The organism is Paenibacillus oryzisoli (assembly GCF_050467285.1).
GTDB classification, from domain to species: Bacteria; Bacillota; Bacilli; order Paenibacillales; family NBRC-103111; genus Paenibacillus_E; species Paenibacillus_E oryzisoli_A.
In genome coordinates this window covers 189464-209414 of sequence record NZ_JBCMUN010000012.1, presented here as the reverse complement: position 1 = coordinate 209414, position 19951 = coordinate 189464, and the positions used below count along the sequence as shown (strand labels likewise).

16 protein-coding genes are annotated in these 19951 nt (G+C 53.6%); 6 read left to right on the top strand and 10 right to left on the bottom strand.

Features of this window, described 5'->3' with window-relative positions:
* Positions 1–12 precede the first annotated feature (12 nt).
* Positions 13–1362, bottom strand: a complete 1350-nt coding sequence (gene aroA / locus ABE504_RS21325; protein WP_430092413.1) for a 3-phosphoshikimate 1-carboxyvinyltransferase — start codon at positions 1360–1362, stop codon at positions 13–15.
* A 108-nt stretch (positions 1363–1470) separates the two neighbouring features.
* Here aroA and ABE504_RS21320 point away from each other — a divergent pair, with 108 nt between their 5' ends.
* Positions 1471–2358, top strand: a complete 888-nt coding sequence (locus tag ABE504_RS21320; protein WP_430092411.1) for a LysR family transcriptional regulator — start codon at positions 1471–1473, stop codon at positions 2356–2358.
* Between the two features lie 2 nt (positions 2359–2360).
* Here the strand turns inward: ABE504_RS21320 and ABE504_RS21315 are convergent, their stop codons facing one another.
* Entirely contained in the window at positions 2361–2825 is a 465-nt protein-coding gene (locus ABE504_RS21315; RefSeq protein WP_430092409.1) for a VOC family protein, read from the bottom strand.
* 100 nt (positions 2826–2925) lie between these two features.
* Between ABE504_RS21315 and ABE504_RS21310 the strand changes: the two genes are divergently transcribed.
* Entirely contained in the window at positions 2926–3840 is a 915-nt protein-coding gene (locus ABE504_RS21310) for a helix-turn-helix transcriptional regulator (RefSeq protein WP_430092407.1), read from the top strand.
* 191 nt (positions 3841–4031) lie between these two features.
* Here ABE504_RS21310 and ABE504_RS21305 read toward each other — a convergent pair whose 3' ends face one another.
* The 8 genes from ABE504_RS21305 to ABE504_RS21270 all read right to left on the bottom strand — a co-directional run bounded on the left by ABE504_RS21305 (position 4032) and on the right by ABE504_RS21270 (position 17366).
* The gene (locus ABE504_RS21305; protein WP_430092405.1) at positions 4032–4406 is read right to left on the bottom strand and encodes an MmcQ/YjbR family DNA-binding protein; all 375 of its coding nucleotides are present in this window, start codon (positions 4404–4406) and stop codon (positions 4032–4034) included.
* 677 nt (positions 4407–5083) lie between these two features.
* Positions 5084–6070: a Gfo/Idh/MocA family protein gene (locus ABE504_RS21300; protein ID WP_430092403.1), complete on the bottom strand. Its 987-nt coding sequence runs from the start codon at positions 6068–6070 to the stop codon at positions 5084–5086.
* 511 nt (positions 6071–6581) lie between these two features.
* Positions 6582–9842 carry a hypothetical protein gene (locus ABE504_RS21295; RefSeq protein ID WP_430092402.1) on the bottom strand — a complete coding sequence of 1087 codons (3261 nt, stop codon included), beginning with the start codon at positions 9840–9842 and terminating at the stop codon, positions 6582–6584.
* 166 nt (positions 9843–10008) lie between these two features.
* Positions 10009–11337 (bottom strand): FAD-dependent oxidoreductase, encoded by a 1329-nt coding sequence (locus tag ABE504_RS21290; RefSeq protein WP_430092400.1) that lies wholly within the window; start codon positions 11335–11337, stop codon positions 10009–10011.
* Positions 11338–11407: 70 nt separating this feature from the next.
* Positions 11408–12952 carry an extracellular solute-binding protein gene (locus ABE504_RS21285; protein WP_430092398.1) on the bottom strand — a complete coding sequence of 515 codons (1545 nt, stop codon included), beginning with the start codon at positions 12950–12952 and terminating at the stop codon, positions 11408–11410.
* Positions 12953–13001: 49 nt separating this feature from the next.
* The gene (locus ABE504_RS21280; RefSeq protein WP_430092397.1) at positions 13002–13874 is read right to left on the bottom strand and encodes a carbohydrate ABC transporter permease; all 873 of its coding nucleotides are present in this window, start codon (positions 13872–13874) and stop codon (positions 13002–13004) included.
* A 3-nt stretch (positions 13875–13877) separates the two neighbouring features.
* Positions 13878–14804, bottom strand: coding sequence for an ABC transporter permease (locus tag ABE504_RS21275; RefSeq protein ID WP_430092771.1), 927 nt, complete (start codon positions 14802–14804; stop codon positions 13878–13880).
* Between the two features lie 273 nt (positions 14805–15077).
* A complete protein-coding gene (locus ABE504_RS21270) occupies positions 15078–17366 on the bottom strand; it encodes a helix-turn-helix domain-containing protein (RefSeq protein WP_430092395.1) in 2289 nt (762 codons plus the stop codon).
* 261 nt (positions 17367–17627) lie between these two features.
* Here ABE504_RS21270 and ABE504_RS21265 point away from each other — a divergent pair, with 261 nt between their 5' ends.
* From ABE504_RS21265 to ABE504_RS21250, 4 genes are all read left to right on the top strand, one after another.
* A complete protein-coding gene (locus ABE504_RS21265; protein WP_430092393.1) occupies positions 17628–18008 on the top strand; it encodes a hypothetical protein in 381 nt (126 codons plus the stop codon).
* 38 nt (positions 18009–18046) lie between these two features.
* A complete protein-coding gene (locus ABE504_RS21260; protein ID WP_430092391.1) occupies positions 18047–18469 on the top strand; it encodes an SRPBCC family protein in 423 nt (140 codons plus the stop codon).
* Between the two features lies 1 nt (position 18470).
* The gene (locus ABE504_RS21255; protein WP_430092389.1) at positions 18471–18857 is read left to right on the top strand and encodes an ArsR/SmtB family transcription factor; all 387 of its coding nucleotides are present in this window, start codon (positions 18471–18473) and stop codon (positions 18855–18857) included.
* A 243-nt stretch (positions 18858–19100) separates the two neighbouring features.
* A complete protein-coding gene (locus ABE504_RS21250) occupies positions 19101–19868 on the top strand; it encodes a DODA-type extradiol aromatic ring-opening family dioxygenase (RefSeq protein WP_430092387.1) in 768 nt (255 codons plus the stop codon).
* Positions 19869–19951 lie beyond the last annotated feature (83 nt).

Genomic DNA, 19951 nt, shown 5'->3' with positions numbered 1-19951 from the left:
TCATCCCCCTTGTTAAGCTTTGCTAATTTGTGCGCCAATTGCGCTCATGCGCTCCCAATAGTCCGGGCACGTTTTCGATACGCATCCCGGATCTGAAATTCGAATGCCGCCTGCCCGCAGCCCGATCAACGACAACGCCATCGCCATGCGATGATCGTCGTAGGAATCAAGCAGCGCCGGGCTCGGCACTCCCGGATACACCGTCAAACCGTCCGGATGCTCCTCCACGCGAATGCCGAGCTTCCGCAGCTCCGTGCAGATCGCCGCAATGCGATCACATTCGTGATGCCGGATATGCGCAGCTTCCGTGAGCGTCACCGGCGCGTCGGCGAAGACCGCCAGCGCAGCAACCGTCAGCGTCTGGTCCGACGATTTGCGCATGCTGCGGGTAAAACCGCCTTTAAGCTGCGCCGTCCCGTGCACCTTGACAAAACCGTCGCCTCGCTGCACCGTACAACCCATCTGCTCCAGCACCTCCAGCAGCTCGATGTCCGGCTGGCGCGTCTTCGCCGCATCGACGCCATCGATGCGCACGCGGCCGGCCGTCAGCGCCGCGGCCGCCCAGAAGTAGCCGCACGTGGAGACGTCCGACTCCAAGACGACCGATTGCGCCGCGTAGGTCCCTTGCGGAACAGCAAAAGACTGCCCATCGCTCGCGGTTTGCACGGCGATGCCAAAGGCTCCCATCATATCCAGCGTCAACTGGATATAGTCGCGCTGCACGACCTCGCCGTCAATGGCGACGGTCAGCGGCGTTTGCGCATAAGGCGCAGCCAGCAGCACCCCGGAGATGAATTGGCTCGACGTCGAGCCCGGCAGCGTCACTTCGCCGCCGCGCAGCCCCTGCGCGTCGAGCTTGAACGGCAGGCACGCGTCCTTGTCTGTGTAGGTGAGCCCCGCCCCTTGCGACGCCAAAGCACGAAGCAGCGGCGCCATCGGCCGCTCCTGCATGCGCTGGCTTCCGCGCAGCGTCCAGCTTCCTTGCCCGGTCGCCAGCGCTCCCGGCAAGAATCGAGCCACCGTCCCTGCTGCACCTACGTAGAGATCACCTGTCGGGATTGGCCACTGGCCCCCACAGCCTTCCACATACGCCGTATCCCCTTCGACCTCAACAGTGATCCCCAGCTTGGTAAGCGCATCAATGCACCAGTAGGCATCGTCGCTTTTTAGTATTCCCTTTAGCTCCGACCGCCCTTCCGCCAAAGCGGCGATGATGAGCGCCCGGTTCGTCAAGCTTTTGCTGCCAGGCATGCGCAGCGTGGCGTCCACGCTTCCTTGTGGAGGATAGATGGTCACCTCGTGAATGTGGCTATTCGGCGACCAAGGAGAACGAGCTTCCAAATCAGGTTGATGTAGACTCATACTAGCACCTCTTTTTTTGTCAATGTGATGTACTCCGATTATAATGAGAATGTTGGAATAAATGAAATTGTAATTTCATCACTTTGTCATAGAGGTGTTCTATATCATATGATCAATCTGGAATGGTATCGTATCTTCCTGCATACCGCTCGCTGCCGCAATCTCACCAAAGCCGCTCAGGAGCTGCACATCACCCAGCCGTCCGTGAGCTATGCCATCAAGCAGATGGAGGACGCCTTGGGGGTCACGTTATTCCATCGACGGTCCAAAGGCGTCGAGCTGACGGAGGAAGGGCATGCCTTGCTGGCGTATGTCGAGCAGTCTTTTGCCTTGCTGGATTCCGGGCAGAAGCATCTCCGCAACCTTAAGCAGCTGCAAGAAGGTGAAATCCGCATTGGCGCGAGCGATTCGCTGATCAAGCATTTGCTGCTGCCGCATTTGAACACCTATCACAGCGCCTATCCGGGCATTCGTATTCGCTTGTCCCATGGCAAGACACCTGAGCTCGTAGAACGCTTAAAAGACGGCGACATCGACTGCGCCGTGATCAATCTGCCGTTGGAGGACCCACAATTGGAGGTTTATGTGCTGGATGAGTCGGAGGACGTCCTTGTGGTAGGCGATGCGTACCGCGGGTTGGCGGAACGCGTGCTTTCCGTGCCGGAATTGGAGCGACTGCCGCTTATTCTGCTGTCACCGGGCAGCAGCACTCGGCGCGCGGTCGAGCAATGGTTCGCGGCCAAAGGACTTACGGTAATGCCGGACATTGAACTGGGCAATGTGGACTTGCTTGGGGAATTTGCCAAACTGGGGTACGGCGCCGCCTGGACCAGCAAAGCTTTCGTGCAAGAGGATCTAGAGCGCGGCACACTATTCGAGCTGCGGCTGGAGGAACCGCTCCCGGTGCGGAGCATTGGCTTTGCCCTGCGCCGGGATCAGCGGCTGTCGCTGGCAGCAGCCAGCTTTGCGGCGATGATGCAAAAGCGTCCGAAATAAGGCTACTTTTTACCGGACATCACCCTGTCGAGAAATAAATCTGCGTCACTGTTGAACTTCCAGGCAACCCCAAACTTATCGATCAACATGCCGAAGCAGGAAGACCACGGCGTATCGGATAAAGGCATGATCACGTGGCCGCCGACGGACAATTTGCCAAAGTATTGCCCCATTAAGGCTTTATCCGCAAAAACAAGACTAATCCATACGTTGTTGCCGTTCACCAACTCACCGGTTACGGCTTTCATTGAAGGCAACATATCCGACATCATGATTTTGCCGCCTGCGAATTCGATAGCGGACTCCATGATCATCCTTAACTCATTGTCCGGTAATGGATAGTTTGGATCCTGCGGGATGTCCGCAAATCTCACTTTCTTCACTTCATTGGCGTCTAAAGCCTCCGAATAAAAATCAATGACTTGCTCTGCAATACCATCAAAGTTTAAATAAGCAATCGCTGGCATAAATCCTACCTCCCTCATGTGATACTTGCAGTATAATACATAAAAGGCGACATCTAAGTGTCACCTTTCGCAGAAAGTTTAGGGAGGACAGGGAACTACAATGGATAAAATCGAGAGATTGATTTCGATCATCATGATATTACTGAAAAAAGACGTGGTCGCCTCCAATGAATTCGCGCAATTATTTAACGTTTCCAAAAGAACGATTCTGCGTGATATGGAGGCGCTGAGCTTGGCTAACATCCCGATCTATGCCGTGAATGGCGTTCATGGCGGCTACGGGATTTTGAATGAATATAAGGTGGATAAACGACTTTTAAGCAGCTCGGATTCGGAAAATATTTTAACGGCGCTGAATGGATTGGAACAAATCTTCATCAGCGAAGAGGTTGAAAGAACGATCAAAAAAATGGAAGCCATGGTAGGCCCGATGTCGCTGACCGGTTCAATTCGGCTATCCTTTTATGACTGGAAGGGGCGGTCGGAAATCGACCATACGTTGAAAACATGTCAAGACGCCATCACCATGAAAAAATGCGTTTCCTTCGATTATCTGGATAAAAACGGGGCCGCCACGCATCGAATCGCCGAACCCTATCTCCTTCATTTCAGCGAAATGAGTTGGTATCTGAAAGGGTTCTGTCTGGATCGCATGGGCTTTCGGACGTTTAAATTGTCCCGGATCGACAATCTGACGATGAAGGAACAAACCTTCTCCCCCAGAGAACAACCGTCAGAAGGAGCGCGCGGCACCATGCATCAGCCAGAGCTCGCCACGATCAAGGCGCTGATCGCGCCTTCTATTAAAGATCACTTCATCGAAAGATACGGTCGGGAAAGCATTGAAAACCACAGCCCTGCCTATGCACTCGCTACGATCCATGTCCCCCAGGATCCTGCGGGATTCCAATTTCTTGCAAGCTTCGGGACAAACCTGGAAATTGTAGAACCGAAAGCTTACATCGACGATTTTCGGCGTTATTTGGCGAGGATGCTAGGGAAATACGGGAGATAAAGCGCTGCGCCCGCCGTCTTCATTCTCTCCCCTGCATGACAATAACGTATCGGTGGCGTCTCGCAGAAAATCCCGGGAAAGCTTCGTTTTGGCCATCGTGGCTATGCCTGAGAACGAGGCTGTTAAAAAGCGTCCGAGAGCCGCTTGCCCCGCTCCTGAAACTGAGAGAAGGCTCTACCTAACCTTCCGAATTAACGGATACGATGCTCTTCAATAAACCGCTTCGCAATCGTCTTCGGCGCGGCTCTGACGTACGCCTCATGGAAGAGAACCTTCATCTCCTCCCAATCCTGCGGGTTGCGGATCGATACCCAGCCGCGGTGTCCGATATATTTTGGAATGAAAAAACGTCCCGTCTGGACGAGCAGCTCCTGATTCTCCAGATCCGATTTGAACGTGATGCCATGGTCGCTCATGATAATGAACGACTTGTCCCTCACTTTAAACGTGTTGTGCCCATGGCCGTCAATCAGCTCCGTCACCTCAGGCAAATCCTTGCAAATCCGCTGCACCTGCTCCAGCATACGTTTCCCTTCCGGTGTTGCCATCCCCATATGATGTTCCACCCTATTTCCTCCTCACCACGATTTGTAAAAAGAATTCGCGATTCGCTCGCCATTTCCTTTCTATCTCTGTTATCGGCGGTTTGGGGCGGATTCATTCACGGGACGGTGAGCCCTCGCCAACAGGCGCTTTCGACCACCACTTTTCTCGCACTCCGCCAACTCCACGTCTCATAAGAGCGGTCTACCACCTCTATTTCCTCGGAAGCGTTCAATCCAACAAAAATAAGCGCGGTAAACCGCGCTTATCCCGTCAAACTAGCTCTATTTCTATCGCTTCTTGGTAAATAAAAGCGGTTCACCACTTCTATTTGCACGCCACGGCTCGATTCCGGCCAACTAGGTGTGGTTTGCCCCTCTTATTTAGCGCTAACGGCTAATACCGAACTGCTAAGAGGGGCTAACCCCCTCTAGCCTCACCGTTTCGCCGGATTTCAGCGAATTAAGCAGGGACAGACCCTCTTACCTTCAGCCGGAAACCCTTTTTCGGCCAAATTCCAAGCCGCTAAGAGGGGCTAGCCCCCTCTAGCCTCACCGTTTCGCTGGATTTCGGCGAGTTAAGCAGGGACAGACCCTCTTACCTATCGCCATTGCGCACGCACCGTTCAACGGTCCCCGCTTCGCTCCGAAACATTCCGGCGGGCGACACGTGCAACCCCAGCAGAGCCGAGCGCCCCAGCCTATCTCCGGTCCGCCGGGAACACCAGCCCGATCTGCCGCCGGGCTTCGTCCATAATCGCCATCGCCGCGAGCGATGCCGCGTGGGAGTTCGTCGCCGACTCCAGCTCACCCGCCTGGATCAGGCGGATGAACTCCGCGGCCTCGTAGCGCATCGTGCGCTCGCCTTGCGGCCGTGTCAGGTCCTCCACGGAGCCATCGCGGTAGCGGATCTCCACGCGGCCCGGCTCGTTAATGCGATCGATGATCATCGTCGCATGTTCGCCTTGGATTTCGGCTGGCTGGTACGAGCTCGAGATTTTGGAGTGCTGGATCACCGCATCCATCGACTCGTAGCTCAGCAGTAGGCTGCCTTCGCCGTCCACGCCGGACTCCAGCAGGACACCGGCGGCTTGTACTTTTGACGGAGCCCCGAACAGAACTACGCATGGGTAAATGCAGTATACGCCCAAATCCATCATCGATCCGTTCGAAAAAATCGGATTAAACGCATTGAGCACTGTCCCCTGCTTGTACGCATCGTACCGCGAGGAGTACTGGCAGTAGCCCGCCGAGTAACGGCGGATCGGTCCTAACTTGTGCAGATGCTCCTGCACCGCTTGAAAATTCGGCATCAACGTCGACTTGAGTGCCTCCATGAACACAACCTTGTTCGCCCGCGCAGCTTCGATCATTGCAGTCAACTCTGCCGTGTTGGACGCCGCCGGCTTCTCGCACAGCACGTGCTTGCCGTGCGTCATGCACAGCACCGCATACTCCGCATGCAGCGAGTTCGGGCTTGCAATATACACCGCATCAAACGCATCGCTGCCCGCAAACGCCGCCAGATCTGTAAACCGATGCGGAATGTCAAACTTGCCCGCGAATTCCGCAGCCTTCTCTTCCGTACGCGAATACACAGCAGTCAGCTTAAATTCCCCAGTCTCCTGCGCCGCTTGGATAAACGCTTCCGTAATCCAATTCGTACCTATCACACCAAAACGTATCATCGTTTCTCCAGTCTCCTTTTAACTTTCACTCCAACTAACTTAACCCTATCAAATTCATAAGCAGAACTCAATTCGAATCCGACTCAATCGCCGGCGCCTTCAAATCAAGAACGATGCTCCATTGGGTGAGACGAGGAAGGTTGGGAAAAAGGTATAGTAGAGCCTCGGAAACCGATATAGAACCGCAACTAAGCGAACAAGGCAAATTTTTCCCCGCGATAAAGGTTTAAGGCAAGGGGGCGCGGGCAGCGAGCTTCTGAATTGTTGTATACGAACGGAAGCCGTTGGGGAACATGCGTAACGGTTGCCACAGAGCTTACTTTGCCTAAATTACGTCATTTCAAATTGTAACGGTTGCCACAGCGGCTATTTCGGCCAAATCGGCCGAATTTCGCTGGTTTTATAGCAAATAGGCGCTGCTGCAACCGTTAGCCTTGGAAAAGTCGCGTTTGGCGTCAAATAGGCGCCAGGGCAACCGTTAGCGATGTGGTGCTGCCGTCATCCCCATCCTTTACTGCACGAGCTGAGCGGCCCGGAACAACGAAGGGTCCTTCGGCGTCGTTCCGACTCCCGAGCCCCACTGCAGGAAACCGTCGCGAGAATCGCCCGTTGAGCCCCGATCATCGTCATTAACTAGGAACGACATGCCAATCGTCCCCGTCGGCGGCTCGCTAAACCCAAGCGAAGCCCACGGAACAGAAATGACATAATGTGTAGTCGTGCCATTTCGAGTTATTTGAGCTTGGGCTCCTTGCGTTGGTCCTGCCTGCTGGCCAGCCGGCGCTGCGAAAGTGTAGACCGCTGGTCCGCTGTTGAGAAGCGCTGCCCCGATTTCAACGCGTTGACCGCCCGGCTGTCCCGGAACGCGGTCATAGGTGCTGAACTGGATGGAATCGGTCTGCCACATGGTACTTGGTGTGCGGGCACCATAATGTTTGTCATCTGTGATGACAGCGTCAATGATAAGCGCGTCGCTCGTGTAGTTCAGATGCAGCGGCCCGCTCAGATCGCTGTTACTGCTGCGCGTCCCTAACAAGGATGCCCAGGTGCCTTGCGCAGCCATGTCGATGGCAGGCAAGGTTTGGTGGCTCGCAGGCTCGATCGGCGCGTAGGAAATGGAGCCAGATACCACGTCCGAACCGCCAGCGCCGGCGACAGACACGTTATAATTGAGTGCGTCGAATAACGGGATATTAGAGAGCGGGACGCGCATCATCGTGGTCCCGCTGCCAGGGACACGATACACCATATCCGATACAGTCCCAGATACCGGCCCTACTTGATAAGTTATTTGGTTCGGCGTAAACACGCTGGTTCGATTATTCTTCAACGACACGTCGAGAAAATAGCTTCGCGACGTCGCATCCGATGTGATCGTCGGCTGAACGCTGATCTCGAATGGCTTGACAACAGTTGTCTTTGCCTTCAAGCCGGCAACAAGACTCGGCTTGTGCTTGGCATTACCCTCGTTCCCAGGTTTCACTTTCGTCACGTCTACCGCCACCGTCCGCGGTCCGAGGAGCGCAGTTGCAGGAACGCTGATGGTAGCGCTCGTTACCTTGCCCGGGGAAGTGCGAAGTGTCACGGGAAGCACCCCGTCCGCAACGATCGTTACCTCATTGGGAAGATCCACCTTGTGATTGGATCGATCGGCAGTTACCGTAATCGGGATCATATCTCCCTGGATCGACTGATCGGCGACTTTCATGGTGATCGCAGACTGCGTTACGCCCATACTGTCTACGGTCCCTGTTACGTAGATGGGACTATTGTCCAGCGTCAGAGTGACCGTGCCGGATGTCGGATTGATCGTCTCCTCAACGCCATACTCATCCGTGATCGTAAGCGGCTGTGCAGTTTGCAAAGCAACCGTCTCCGAACCCGTGGACCACATCACTCGAGTTGTAGCACCTCCCCCCGTATAGGGATAGGAATAGGCGGTAGCCGAACCAAGATCTTCGCGAGCCCCAAGATTTTTCCCTGTCACCGCTCGAATAAGAACGGCGTTGGTGACAGCTCCCGGCTTCGGAATTACACCTGCCACACCGGTAACCGGCGGTTTGAACAAACCAAAGTGATGCTCTCTATTCGTGGGATCCGTACCGTCATCCATCGCCGAGTACCAGTTGAAGACGTCCACTCCGCCTGCCATGGCCAACACCTGGGCACGTACCAGATTGTCCGCTTGTTGGGACTCTGTGGAGGCGGCTGCATACGTCGGCCAACCGTTCTCCGTAATCCAAAAGGGGACGTGCCGATTTCCAGCCGCCTGCTTCACCTGCTGCACCAACGCAGGAAGCTTCGATACCAACAGGGTGTGCTCGGGCGGGGTGTTAGCCCCTTCCAGCGCGTAGCCGTAGACATTCGTCGCGAACGTATCAATGTAGTTCATACCGCCTGCAGCGAAAAAGGCATTATACCAGTTTTCATCAAATGTGGTTGCAATTGGGCCCATGACGTTCGCATCCGGGTTTCCTTCGTGAATAGGCCCATACATGGCCTGAAGCATCTGCACATAGCAGGCTGCGGTAATCCCGCATGCGCCGTTGTTGAAGCCCGTGCCATTGAACTCGTTATAGATGTTAAAATCGCTGACTTTGCCCTTATAGTGCTCGGCGGCAGCTTTCCCAAACTGACCGAACGCGGCCAGGCCAGCTACAGAGCTCGGCGTTTTCCCATTGTCATAATTCGCATTGTTGTAGGCAAGGACCCCCTGCGGCGTCATTCCGAGAGCAAGAGCCTGCTGAGACTTCGCTTCGAATCCATACCCGGCCCAGTCGTAAACGCCTGGCTGCTTTTCAATCAAGGACCAGTTAATATCGCTGCGCACATGGCCGTAGCCGATGGTCGCCAAAGCATTCATCAGCCCATCCTCATAGCCTTTGTAGTGATTGAAATGGGTATCGATTCCAAAGAAGGAATCGGGACTCAATGCGCCTGCCGGCGTCGGGGTCACGATGCCAAACGTTGTCGTGCGCGTGACCAACTGATCATCAATCATACTTGAGAAAGTAAGGTTATAAAATCCGGGGCCGAGGTCCGCCACGGATAGCGTACCATGTCCGTTAGTACCTACAGGGATAGAACCCGTACGAAGGCTTACGCCTTGATGATCGGAAATCGCATAGGAAACGGCATCACCCACCGTGCCGAAGTCCAGCGATGCGGAATCGGTTGTGAAGAGCAGGCTCGGGTTCATCAAGGAGAGCGTCGGCGTCGTAGCAAAAGTGACCCGGATGCGAGAGAAACAGATTTCTGGAATGGAACCGCCCAGGCTGTGAACACGCAGACGGAAATCCGCACCGTTCGTGCCGTTGGCGAACTTAATATTATTCAGTTCAAAAAGCTGAGTCTGCCATGTCTGACTTCCGCTCATCGGCATCCATGGCGTGGCCTGGAATGCGCTGCTCTGTCCATCGTACTCGATGGCCATGGTGGTGGCTGCCGCATCGAAGTAGTCCACAGCTACAATGGCGTAAGTCGCGCCCGCAGGTTTTGCAGAACTCGCGACATCCACATAGATGTAGGGGTTTAACGGATTTTGCGATGACGTCCAGCACGCATTGCCGTTCACGATCGTCGCTGCGTGTACCGGATCTTTGTCCGCATCGCCAGGCCAAGCCTTGACGACCCCGCTGTAAACAGGAGGAGAGCTGAGAATTACGTCTGCCTGCGGCTGGGCAGCGCTGACTTGGGGTGCCATCCCCCCAAGCACACTAACGGATACAAGCAAAACTAGCATCAAGCGGGATATCCATTTTTTTGTAAACATGACGTTCACTCCCTTATCTTCGCTTAAAATCTAATTTCGGACATTCTGTAAGCGCTTTCTAGACTGAGCTGACTTTCTGCACTTTAACAACCTTGCAAAGTTCGTGCAGGAACAGCCGGTTGCCTAGGATCGTCATTCATCCCGCTGTTCCTGCACATGCATTCACTTACTCTGCCCAAGCCGGGCTCGCAGGCATCTGAATCCGCTCAACACCCCCCTCTATAAATTGACCCCGCAGTTGGAGCATAAACCGGATGTGGGCGGGCTTAACCTCACGGACATCTTGAAGCCCCTGGAACACGCAGATCGCAGCCGCTGTTCCCGCAGCCTCCCCGATAGCGCTGACCGAAGCCATGATCCGGTAGGAACTGTGAGCTTCATGGGTGCCGCTGATGCATCGGGAACTGAGCAGTAGATTGGCGCAACCCTTTGGGATAAGCGAACGGTAGGGGATATGGTAATAGCCGGGCTCGGGAATGCTTTCCAGCCTCGTAGCTCCGCCATCCGGACTATGAATATCCAAAGCATAGGCGCATGCTGCCACCATATCGTCAAACCGCCTGCTCTGCAGACAGTCCTCTGCGGTTAGTTCATATTCGCCGACGATTCGCCGCCCCTCGCGAACACCCAGCTTCGGAGCAATGTAATCCAGCTTTGCCTGATGGAAGGCAGGGTGCTGTCGAATCGCCTCAAACAGCTCCTGTGCCTGCCGAATTCCCTCTTCCTTGCCGCTGATGACGCTGTCCGGCCGAGTGGGGTCTACATCCAGTACCGATGTCGAGTTGAACAGCAGCGCCTTCCCATCGGGATAAGGAAAACAGGTGACGCCCTGCCGGGGGTTGCCGGTACGGCCGGCCGCTTTCATGTCGAGGTAATACGGCAGCAACTCCCTGCGCAAGGAATGAATGGCCGACCATTCCCGGATATTCGGCTCCTTCAGCAAGGAGCAGTCGATACCGCTGACCTTGAAGGTAGCAGTGGCGGACTGCAGCTTTCCGTCACCCTCTCTGCCTATTTGGTATGCCATTCCAGCCAGGGCGGACAAATTGCCGTCGGCCGTGGCATCCAGATAGATGTTGGCGGTAACCACAGCATTCATGCTTCCCCGGACATGCAGACGGACAATGCGTCCGTCCTGCTGATCCGCCTGATAAACCTCACAGCCGGTCCACAGCGTAAGGGTGGGTTCAGCAGCGAGCAGTCGCTCGTACGCAGCCTTCAGTTCCTGTTCATCATACGTAGGAACTAGCTTTTCGCTGTAATGCGTGTAAGAGGCGGGAAACAGTTCCCGATGAATGCCGCTGGTAATCGGTTTGCCCCAGGAGTCCCGGAACGTGCACACCAGGGATACGCTGGAGAATACACCTGTCCCCCCTACTGCCTCTGCTTGCTCAATCAGCAGCACGCGCATCTGCAATCTGGCAGCAGCAAGCGCTGCGCTTATGCCTCCAACACCCGCGCCCGCGATGATAATGTCAAATTCCGCTTTGTTCATCCCCGTAAACCTCCCGAACGTAACACTTCACTGTGTTCATGACATATCTCTTTTTCTTGAAAAGGCCGCATTATTTCTTAGCCTGCTTGGCATACAGTTCTGTATAATCCTTCATCAGCTGGTCCCCGCCCTGAGCGCGCCACTTCTCCACTTCTTTATTGAAGCCGGCTTCATCCAAGGTTCCCATAATGAATTTAACCCGGGCATCGGCAATAATCTTGTTCAGCTCCGTCCCTTTCTCCACAGCGGTCTGAGAGATCAGAGGCTCCACGGGATTGGAAACGGCAATCGACTCGTTGTTTTTCAGCATCGTGCGGAATTTATTATCCGCTTCCCCTTTCCCCTTCCAGATCATCAGCGAACCGTCATAAGTAGGCAGCTGCTTGAGAGGAGATACCTCATTCGCATAGGCGGTCTGGTTAGAGATGACCGGTTCTCCATCCGCTCCTTTCGTGTAATGGACGCCCTCGATCCCCCAAGTCCAGGTAAACATCATGTTCTCATCGACGATTTTGTCAAAGAAACCGAGAAGCTGCTTCAACTCCGCCTCCGACTTGACGGTGGCTTTCGGGAATGCGAACATGCCGTTATATCCCGTCGTTGCAAACAATCGCTCACCCTTTGGTCCCTGAATTCTGCTGACAATATCGATCTTGGCGGCAGGATTGGCTTTTTTCAGTTCATTGCCTCCTGTAATCACAAAGTCAATGGTCGTGAACAACATGCCTGCCTTGCCTTGATAGAATTGCTCTTGCTGTTTACTGACTTTAGTTGCCGCGAAGTCCAGATTGATCAGCTTTTCGTCATACAACTTCTTGTAGAACTTCATCGCTTCCATATTTTCTTTCGTCAAGAACATAGGAACGGCTTTGCCATCCTGGATCTCCCATTGGTTAGGCGCCCCGAAGTAGGCGGCAATATTCTGAAAACCGGTAAGACCCATCGAGCTTGCACCACCGGAATCCTCCGCTTCTACGAGCCCGAAGGTATCATTTTTGCCATTTCGATCCGGATCATTTAAAGCGAATGCGCGAATGACCTGGTAGAGCTCATCAATCGTTTTAGGCTGCTGCAAGCCTACTTGATCCAGCCAATCCTGCCGAAAAGCGATACCTTGCCGCGCCAACGCTCTGGCTCGATATAATCCGTAAACTTTACCATCTACGGATATATTGTTCAGCACCTGCTCATTGGTATTGTATTTGCTCAGGTTGGGAAATTCCTTGAGATAAGGACCAATCTCCCAGAACATGCCCGACCGCTCTGCATTGATGATGGAGGAAGACTTTGTATCCGCAATCATCAGTACCTGAGGCAGATCACTGGATGCGATGGAGACGTTAACCTTGTCATTGTAAGCAGATGCTGGGACCCAAGTGGTATTGATCTTCGTATTCGTGTATTCCTCGATCCGCTTAATAATCGGATTATCCGCCTTGGGCGGCTCCGTCGACGAAAAACTGTTCATCATCGTGAATGTGAATGGTCCGCTTGGCGATGCACTCGGCGTCTTCTCCCCCTCCGCCTGATTGCTGCTGCCGCACGCAGACAAGCTGGAAGCCGTCAAAATCGCCGCGAGGCCCGTTAGGAATACTTTGTAGTTTAGTTGTTTCATGTCTTACTCCCCCTCATATTGAAGATATTGTATCAAAAGATGAGCAAAATCATCCTTTAACCGAACCGAGCAGCACGCCCTTGGCGAAGTGCTTTTGCAAAAATGGATAAAAGGAAAGAATCGGGACCGTAGAGAACACGATAACTGCCATGTTGATAATCTTGGATGGCGGCGGCGGCGCCTCGTTCATATCGGACAGCCCCTTCTCCGACAGAATGACGATTTGTCTTAACAGCACCTGAATCGGCCACTTCTTGGAATCGTTAATGTACAGGATCGCGCTCAGGAACGTATTCCAATGCGTGACAGCGTAGAATAACGAAAAGGTTGCGATCGCAGGCAAAGACAGCGGAATGACAATCCGAAATAAAATCCCAAGGTCGTTGCATCCGTCGATCTTGGCCGATTCATCCAGCCCATCAGGCAGCTGTTGGAAGAAGTTTTTGATGATAATCATATTAAAAGCACTGATCGCTCCGGGAATGATAAGCGCCCAGTAGGTATTCGTAAGGTGCAAGGCTTTCACCATCAAAAAGGTAGGTACGATACCGGCGTTGAACAGCATCGTGATGATCACCATAAGCAGGACGGGACGGCGTCCGTACAAGTCTTTGCGGGCAAGCGGGTAGGCCATCAACACGGTCAACAGCAGGTTCACAAGAGTCCCTGCCACCGTGATCCCAATCGTCACTGCAAGGCTGCGCAGCAGGATGGGCGTGGAGAAGATGTACCGGTAGCCATCCAGCGAGAACTTCGTCGGAAACACGAGAAAGCTTTTGGCCAGCACCTCTTGCTCGGTCGCAAAGGAAATGAAGAGGATATATATAAACGGGATGAGCATCACAGCCGATACGACCAGCAGGATGGCGATGTTCGTCCAATCGAATAGCCGGTTTCCCCAGCTTCGTTGTTGTTGATTCATCGATTAATACACCCCTTCCTCACCAAATTTTTTGGCCAGCCAATTGGAACTGATGACCAGCACGAATCCGATCACCGACTTGAAAAGACCGACAGCGGTACTGAAACTGAACTGCCCTTGCGTAATCCCCGCCGTATAGACATAAGTGTCAAACACTTCTCCGACCTCACGGTTAATCGGATTCAGCATCAGAAAAATTTGCTCAAAGCCCGTGTCCAAAAAGGTGCCTAATCGAAGAATGAAAAGAATGATAATGGTCGAGCGAATGGCGGGAATCGTCACATGCCACAGCTGCCGCAGCCTGCCTGCCCCGTCCATTCTGGCGGCTTCGTAGAGTTGGGAATCGACGCCTGCCAAGGCGGCAAGAAAGATAATGGTTCCCCAGCCTGTTTCCTTCCAAATGACCTCCAGTGTAATCATCGTTCTAAACCAGGCTGCGCTGGTCAGAAAGTTGATTTTGTCCCCGCCCGCAGCCATGATCGCTTCATTCACCAGCCCGCCATCGATGGTAAAGAAGGTATAGGCGATGCCGACCACCACGACCCATGAGACAAAATGGGGGACATAAATGATCGTCTGAACGGCCCGTTTGAATTTTTCCCGGCGCACTTCATTAATCATGAGCGAGAGCAGGATTGGCGCAGGAAAAAAGAAGATAATATTGTAACCAGCCAGCACCAAGGTATTCTTCAGCAGCATCCAGAACGCCGGATCATGGAACAGCCGCTCAAAGTGCTTCAAGCCCACCCATTTGCTGCCGAAAAAGCCAAGGTACGGTTGGTAATCCTTGAAAGCCAGGAGAAGTCCCCACATAGGCGCATATTTGAACAATATAAAGTACAGCACCCCGGGGGCCAGCATCCCATACAGCCATTTGTTTTTCCATATCCGGGCCCAGAAATAGGATTTCTTTGGCGTGACAGCAGCCATTTGAAGCACCGCATTTTCATTGGTTGAATTCATGTCCTCGATTCCACCTTCGTGTTTCGTGTCTTTTGTGTTCGTACCTTCACGATAAGCGGGACCGCCCACGAACGTCTATAATCGAGGTGTAATCATTAGGCAGGATGTTTGCCGCTGCAGCAGTTATAAGCGGATATAATCATCATCACGTGTGGCATAATCATGCCTGCAGCAGCACGAAAACATGAAAAAGCCCCCCAACGAAGGCAAGGGGCCTATCGCGGGAGGACTTTGGAAATATCATAGTTTGTGCCGGCTGTTCAGTTCCCGATATTGTCCGGGTGTCATGTTCTCCATTTTACGGAAAAAACGAATGAAATTTTGAGGGTTGGTGTAGGTCAATTTTTCTGCAATATCCCCGATTCGCATATCCGTCTCAACCAGCCACATCTTGGCCATCTGCAAACGGTAATTTTGCAAATATTCGCTGAAGCTGATCCCTTTTTCCCTGCTGAAAAGCGGCCCCAAATGGTTCGGATGATAGTTTAGTTCCTTCGCGCAGGCCTCGAGGGTAATCTCCGTGTCGAAGTGCTGGTGGATCAGTTCCGTAATTTGATCCGATATTTTTTTGGTGTGCGACTTACGCTGCTGCTCCAGCTTCCCCATGATCGGGGCAATGACAACGTCGCTGAACCACTGGCGGATTTCCTCCTGTGACTCCAGACCAAGCAGTCGATCGAAAAGCTGCTTTTCCTGATCAGGCGGAAATTCCATTTCCCCTTCCTTCTTGGTATCCGCGTTTGTCTCGGACTGTCCAAGTTCGATCAGCATCGTGTACAGCCTGACCAGTGACATTCGGTATTGACGCCAGTCGGCTTGCTCCTGAAAAATCAGGCCAATACAGCGCTCCAGCAACTCGTCAGATCTGGTCCGATCCGCCAGTTTAACGGCATCGTACAGCTCTTTGGCCGCACGGTGCGGGAACACGCTGGATACCAAATCCTCAGGCTGAACATCGTCGATAAACAGCACGGATTCCGGACCGAAACGAATTCGATAGCGAAGCGCCTCAAGCGCTTGCTCCGCAGAGAGGGCAATATCGATGAGCCGCTTGTGGGGAAGGCTGATGCCAATGCTGATGTGCAGCTTCAAGTACTGCAGCACCGTTTGCTGAATAAGCTCAGCCAGTGCAAACAACCGGTTCTTGTACGCCAGATCCGTCGCTCCCGCACCTCCGACAATCGTCATCTGCGATTGCTCCACCACCACAGGATCAAGCCGCTCCTCGCTGGGAATCAGCTCGCCGACGATATTGGCGATAGCGAATAGGAGCAGATCACGATCATTTTCATTATATGGGGATCTCTCCAGTGAATCGATCTGGATCGCAAGCACAGCATGCCACTCCCAATCGGCCGAGTAGCCATACTCCCGCAGTCTAACAGCCAGCTGGGACTCTCTCTCCTCGCCACGAATCAGCTTCATGACAAAAAACTGCCTTAGATCCCGAACTTGCCCCGTTAGCTGGGCGGAGAGACGGGATTCGTTCTGCAGCATGGACTGCAGCCGATAACCGATCATGGCGAATTCATCGGCGCGAGCTTCTTCCGGCGGATCTCCGAATCGGTCCGTCATCGTTGCGACCAATTTCCCAACCGGTCGATAAAACGTTCGAGAACCGAGCAGTGCCAGTCCCCCGGTCACCAAAACCGTGAACAGGCACACAATCAGCGTAGCCCAGCCGATTGTACGGGAATCTTGGGTAATATCCTTGATGGATATGGCAGATACATACATCCAGCCATTGTAGCTGGACTTGCGCAGAATGACGCTGGTGATATCCCCATCAAGCTCTACGTTGAACTGCCCTTCATTTTCATTTCGCTTTTGCATCTCGGCGATGAGCTTCTCCAAGCCGGATTCCCTCACCTTCTGATCGCTCCGGGACAACAGGCGGTAATCCTTATCCATCACCAGGATGCTGCCGATCCGGTTGTCGGCTGCAAGAAGCCCTGCGAGCTGCGATTCGGCAATGGTTACGATGGCCAGTCCGTCGGCTTTGAGCGAATTCAGCGGAATTTTTTTCACGAGACTGATACTTGGCGAGCTCTTATTCTCATCGGTTACCCAAAGAGAAAAGGAAGGGAGCTTCTCATACTGCAGCAGTTGATCCCTATTTTTTAATTCGTTGAACGTAAAAATATTATTATTATCGACGCCCCACTGGCCTTTTAAATTGAGTACCGTCATATTGTTGATCGTGAGTTCGAAGGTTTGACTGCGCACCATGTTCTGGTACATTTCGGTATACACCTGATAATGAGAGGCTGAATAAGGCAGCGACATCGCATTCATGACAAGCGGCGAGCTAATATACTGCGTGACTGAATGATCAATGGTCTTAAGCACCTGTTCCATACGAAGCTGTGTTTGCTGGAGTGTCGCCATGCTGCTTTGGTTGACCTTATCCTGCACGATCGAAGAGGCTTTATCATAGGAAATAATGCCCACGATGATGGCCGGAATAGAGCCGATCAGCAGGCTGTATATGAGGAGGCGGGTGAAATATTTGCTGGCACGAATGTTCATTGCATCTCCCTCTGATTCCGTTTCTTCCAACGATTCTCCTATTATAGTGACGAGGCTGGAGGAAGTCCATAATCAGGGCATAATCATTAGAACGGATTATCCGGTCAGGTTCGATGATCATATGGCATCCCATCAACTTCCCTCTTGACGCGAAACCATTTGGTTTCGTATAATCCTTTTATGAAACCAAATGGTTTCGCATTTATTTATCACCCTAGTGCACACTAAGAGCTGGATAAGCAAGGAGGAGAGCCACCCCGTATGCAGGAAGAATTGTTGAAAAAGCTGCGCTACAAGCAAGGACGAGCCCTTGTGCTGCAAGCGCCCGAAGGCTACAGCCTCGGTGTCGAGGAGGCGGGCGAGCCGAGCGGGAAGTATGCGTTCGTTCAGTTTTTTGTCCATAACGCCGCGGACGTCGATGCTTGGATCCACCAGGCGATTGGGTACGCCGAAGAGGAAGCCCTGCTCTGGATCACGTATCCGAAGCAAAGCGCCAAGGTCAAGACCGACATCAACCGGGACAGTCTGTTCGGCATCATCAATAACAACACGGCATACACGGTGGTCAGCAATGTTGCTGTAGACGACAAGTGGTCTGCACTGCGACTGCGCCATAAATCGAAAGTGAAAAGCCGCGCTTAAAACAACTATTTCATTTTATATCTAGGAGGCATTTCCCCATGGAAAATCAAACAAATCAACTGACTGACATCGTTCAAACGCTCGTACTGGGTGCCCCTGTGCAAAAGGTCTGGAACGCTGTAGCCACATCCGAAGGCATCGCCACTTGGTTCATGCCGAACAATTTCAAGCCGGAGCTCGGGTATGAGTTCCATTTGGAAGCCGGACCTTTCGGCAAATCCCCCTGCAAAGTTACGGAGCTGGACGAGCCGAACCGCCTCACGATCAATTGGGGCAAAGATTGGTTCCTGCGTTTTGATCTGAAAGACCTTGACGGCAAAACCGAGTTCACCCTCACCCACGGCGGCTGGGATATCGACAAGGTGACCGAGTTCGGCCAACCGCACGATCAAGTTCGCGGCATGATGGCTCAAGGCTGGGCGGGTATCGTTGAACGACTGCGCGCTCACCTCGAAGGCTAATATGACGGCCCCCCAGAAACACGATGTGTTTCAGGCGATCGCCGATCCCACCCGCCGCGAAGTGCTGCACTTGCTAGGCGATCAGGAGCTGCCGGTGACGGTGATTTCGGGCCATTTTCCGATGAGCCGAACGGCGGTATCGAAGCATCTGCGCATCTTGGCCGATGCCGGCTTGGTCAAAGAGCGCAAGGTCGGCCGCGAGACCCGGTACCGATTGGAGGCGACGCCCCTTATGGAGCTCAAGCGCTGGCTGAACTACTACGAGCGCTATTGGGACAACAAGCTGCAGGCGCTCAAAAGATTCGTCGAAGAGGACGATGTCCCTGGCGAAAACTCGGGTTCGGCTCACCGCTTGCAGGCGGTGGAGCCAGATAAAAGGCAGACATAAGGCTTGCACGGGAACGTCCGCCAATACCGCCTGCACAGCGCAACCTTCCACGGGAGAGCCTGTCTGCCGCAAGTTGCCGCAACGCAACGACCAACAACCATCCCCTTGCCTTCATGGCGAGGCGGATGGTTGTTTTTATTTTAATAGTTACGAAAAGTAACTAACTTACTTGACATAACTACAAGTGCTGACGTATCATGATTGTAAAGTAACTAACCAAATGGAAGTAAAGGAGTGTTCCAGATGATCTCTCCGATTTTTGTAGGCCACGGCTCGCCGATGATGGCCATTCAACATACGCCTTGCACCGAGTTTTTGCTGGAGTATGGCAGCAAGCTGGCGCCGAAGGCGATCGTCATTTTCACCGCTCATTGGGAGACCGATACGCTTACCATCTCCTCCACCGACGATATTTATGACACGATCTACGATTTCGGCGGTTTCCCAGATGAGTTGTTCCAGATTAAATATCCGGCGCGCGGCGATTCGGCGCTGGCGAAGTCTCTTGCAGAACGGTTTGCGGCAAAAGGTATCGTGACCCGCCTAGACACCCAGCGCGGGCTGGACCACGGCTCGTGGGTGCCGCTGCTGCGCATGTTCCCGACGCCAATCTGCCCCGTTGTGCAGATTTCCGTGAACCCCTACCTGCCGCCTGCCGAGCAGTACCGCATCGGCGAAGCGCTGCGCGGACTGGATCAGGAGGACATCCTGATCGTCGGCAGCGGCGCCACCGTGCACAACCTGCGGGCGCTCAACTGGGGCGCGACGACGCCTGACGCGTGGGCGCTCGAGTTCGACGAGTGGCTCATCGCCGGGCTGGAAGCCCAGAACCTGCCGTCGCTATTTAACTATGCGGCGGAAGCGCCGCATGCGCGGATGGCCGTGCCGCGGCCGGAGCATTTTGTGCCGCTGTACTTGGCCATGGGTAGCGGAGACCCGGCGCGGAAGCCGAACGTCATCCACCGCAGCTACGAGCTTGGCTCGCTGAGCTACTTGGCCGTCGCGTTTTAAGCCTGAGCCGGCATAAAACTGATGAGGCTGCGCAAGCTAGTAAGGAGCTGCGAGGAAATTAGTAACCCTGGTCGTCGACACTG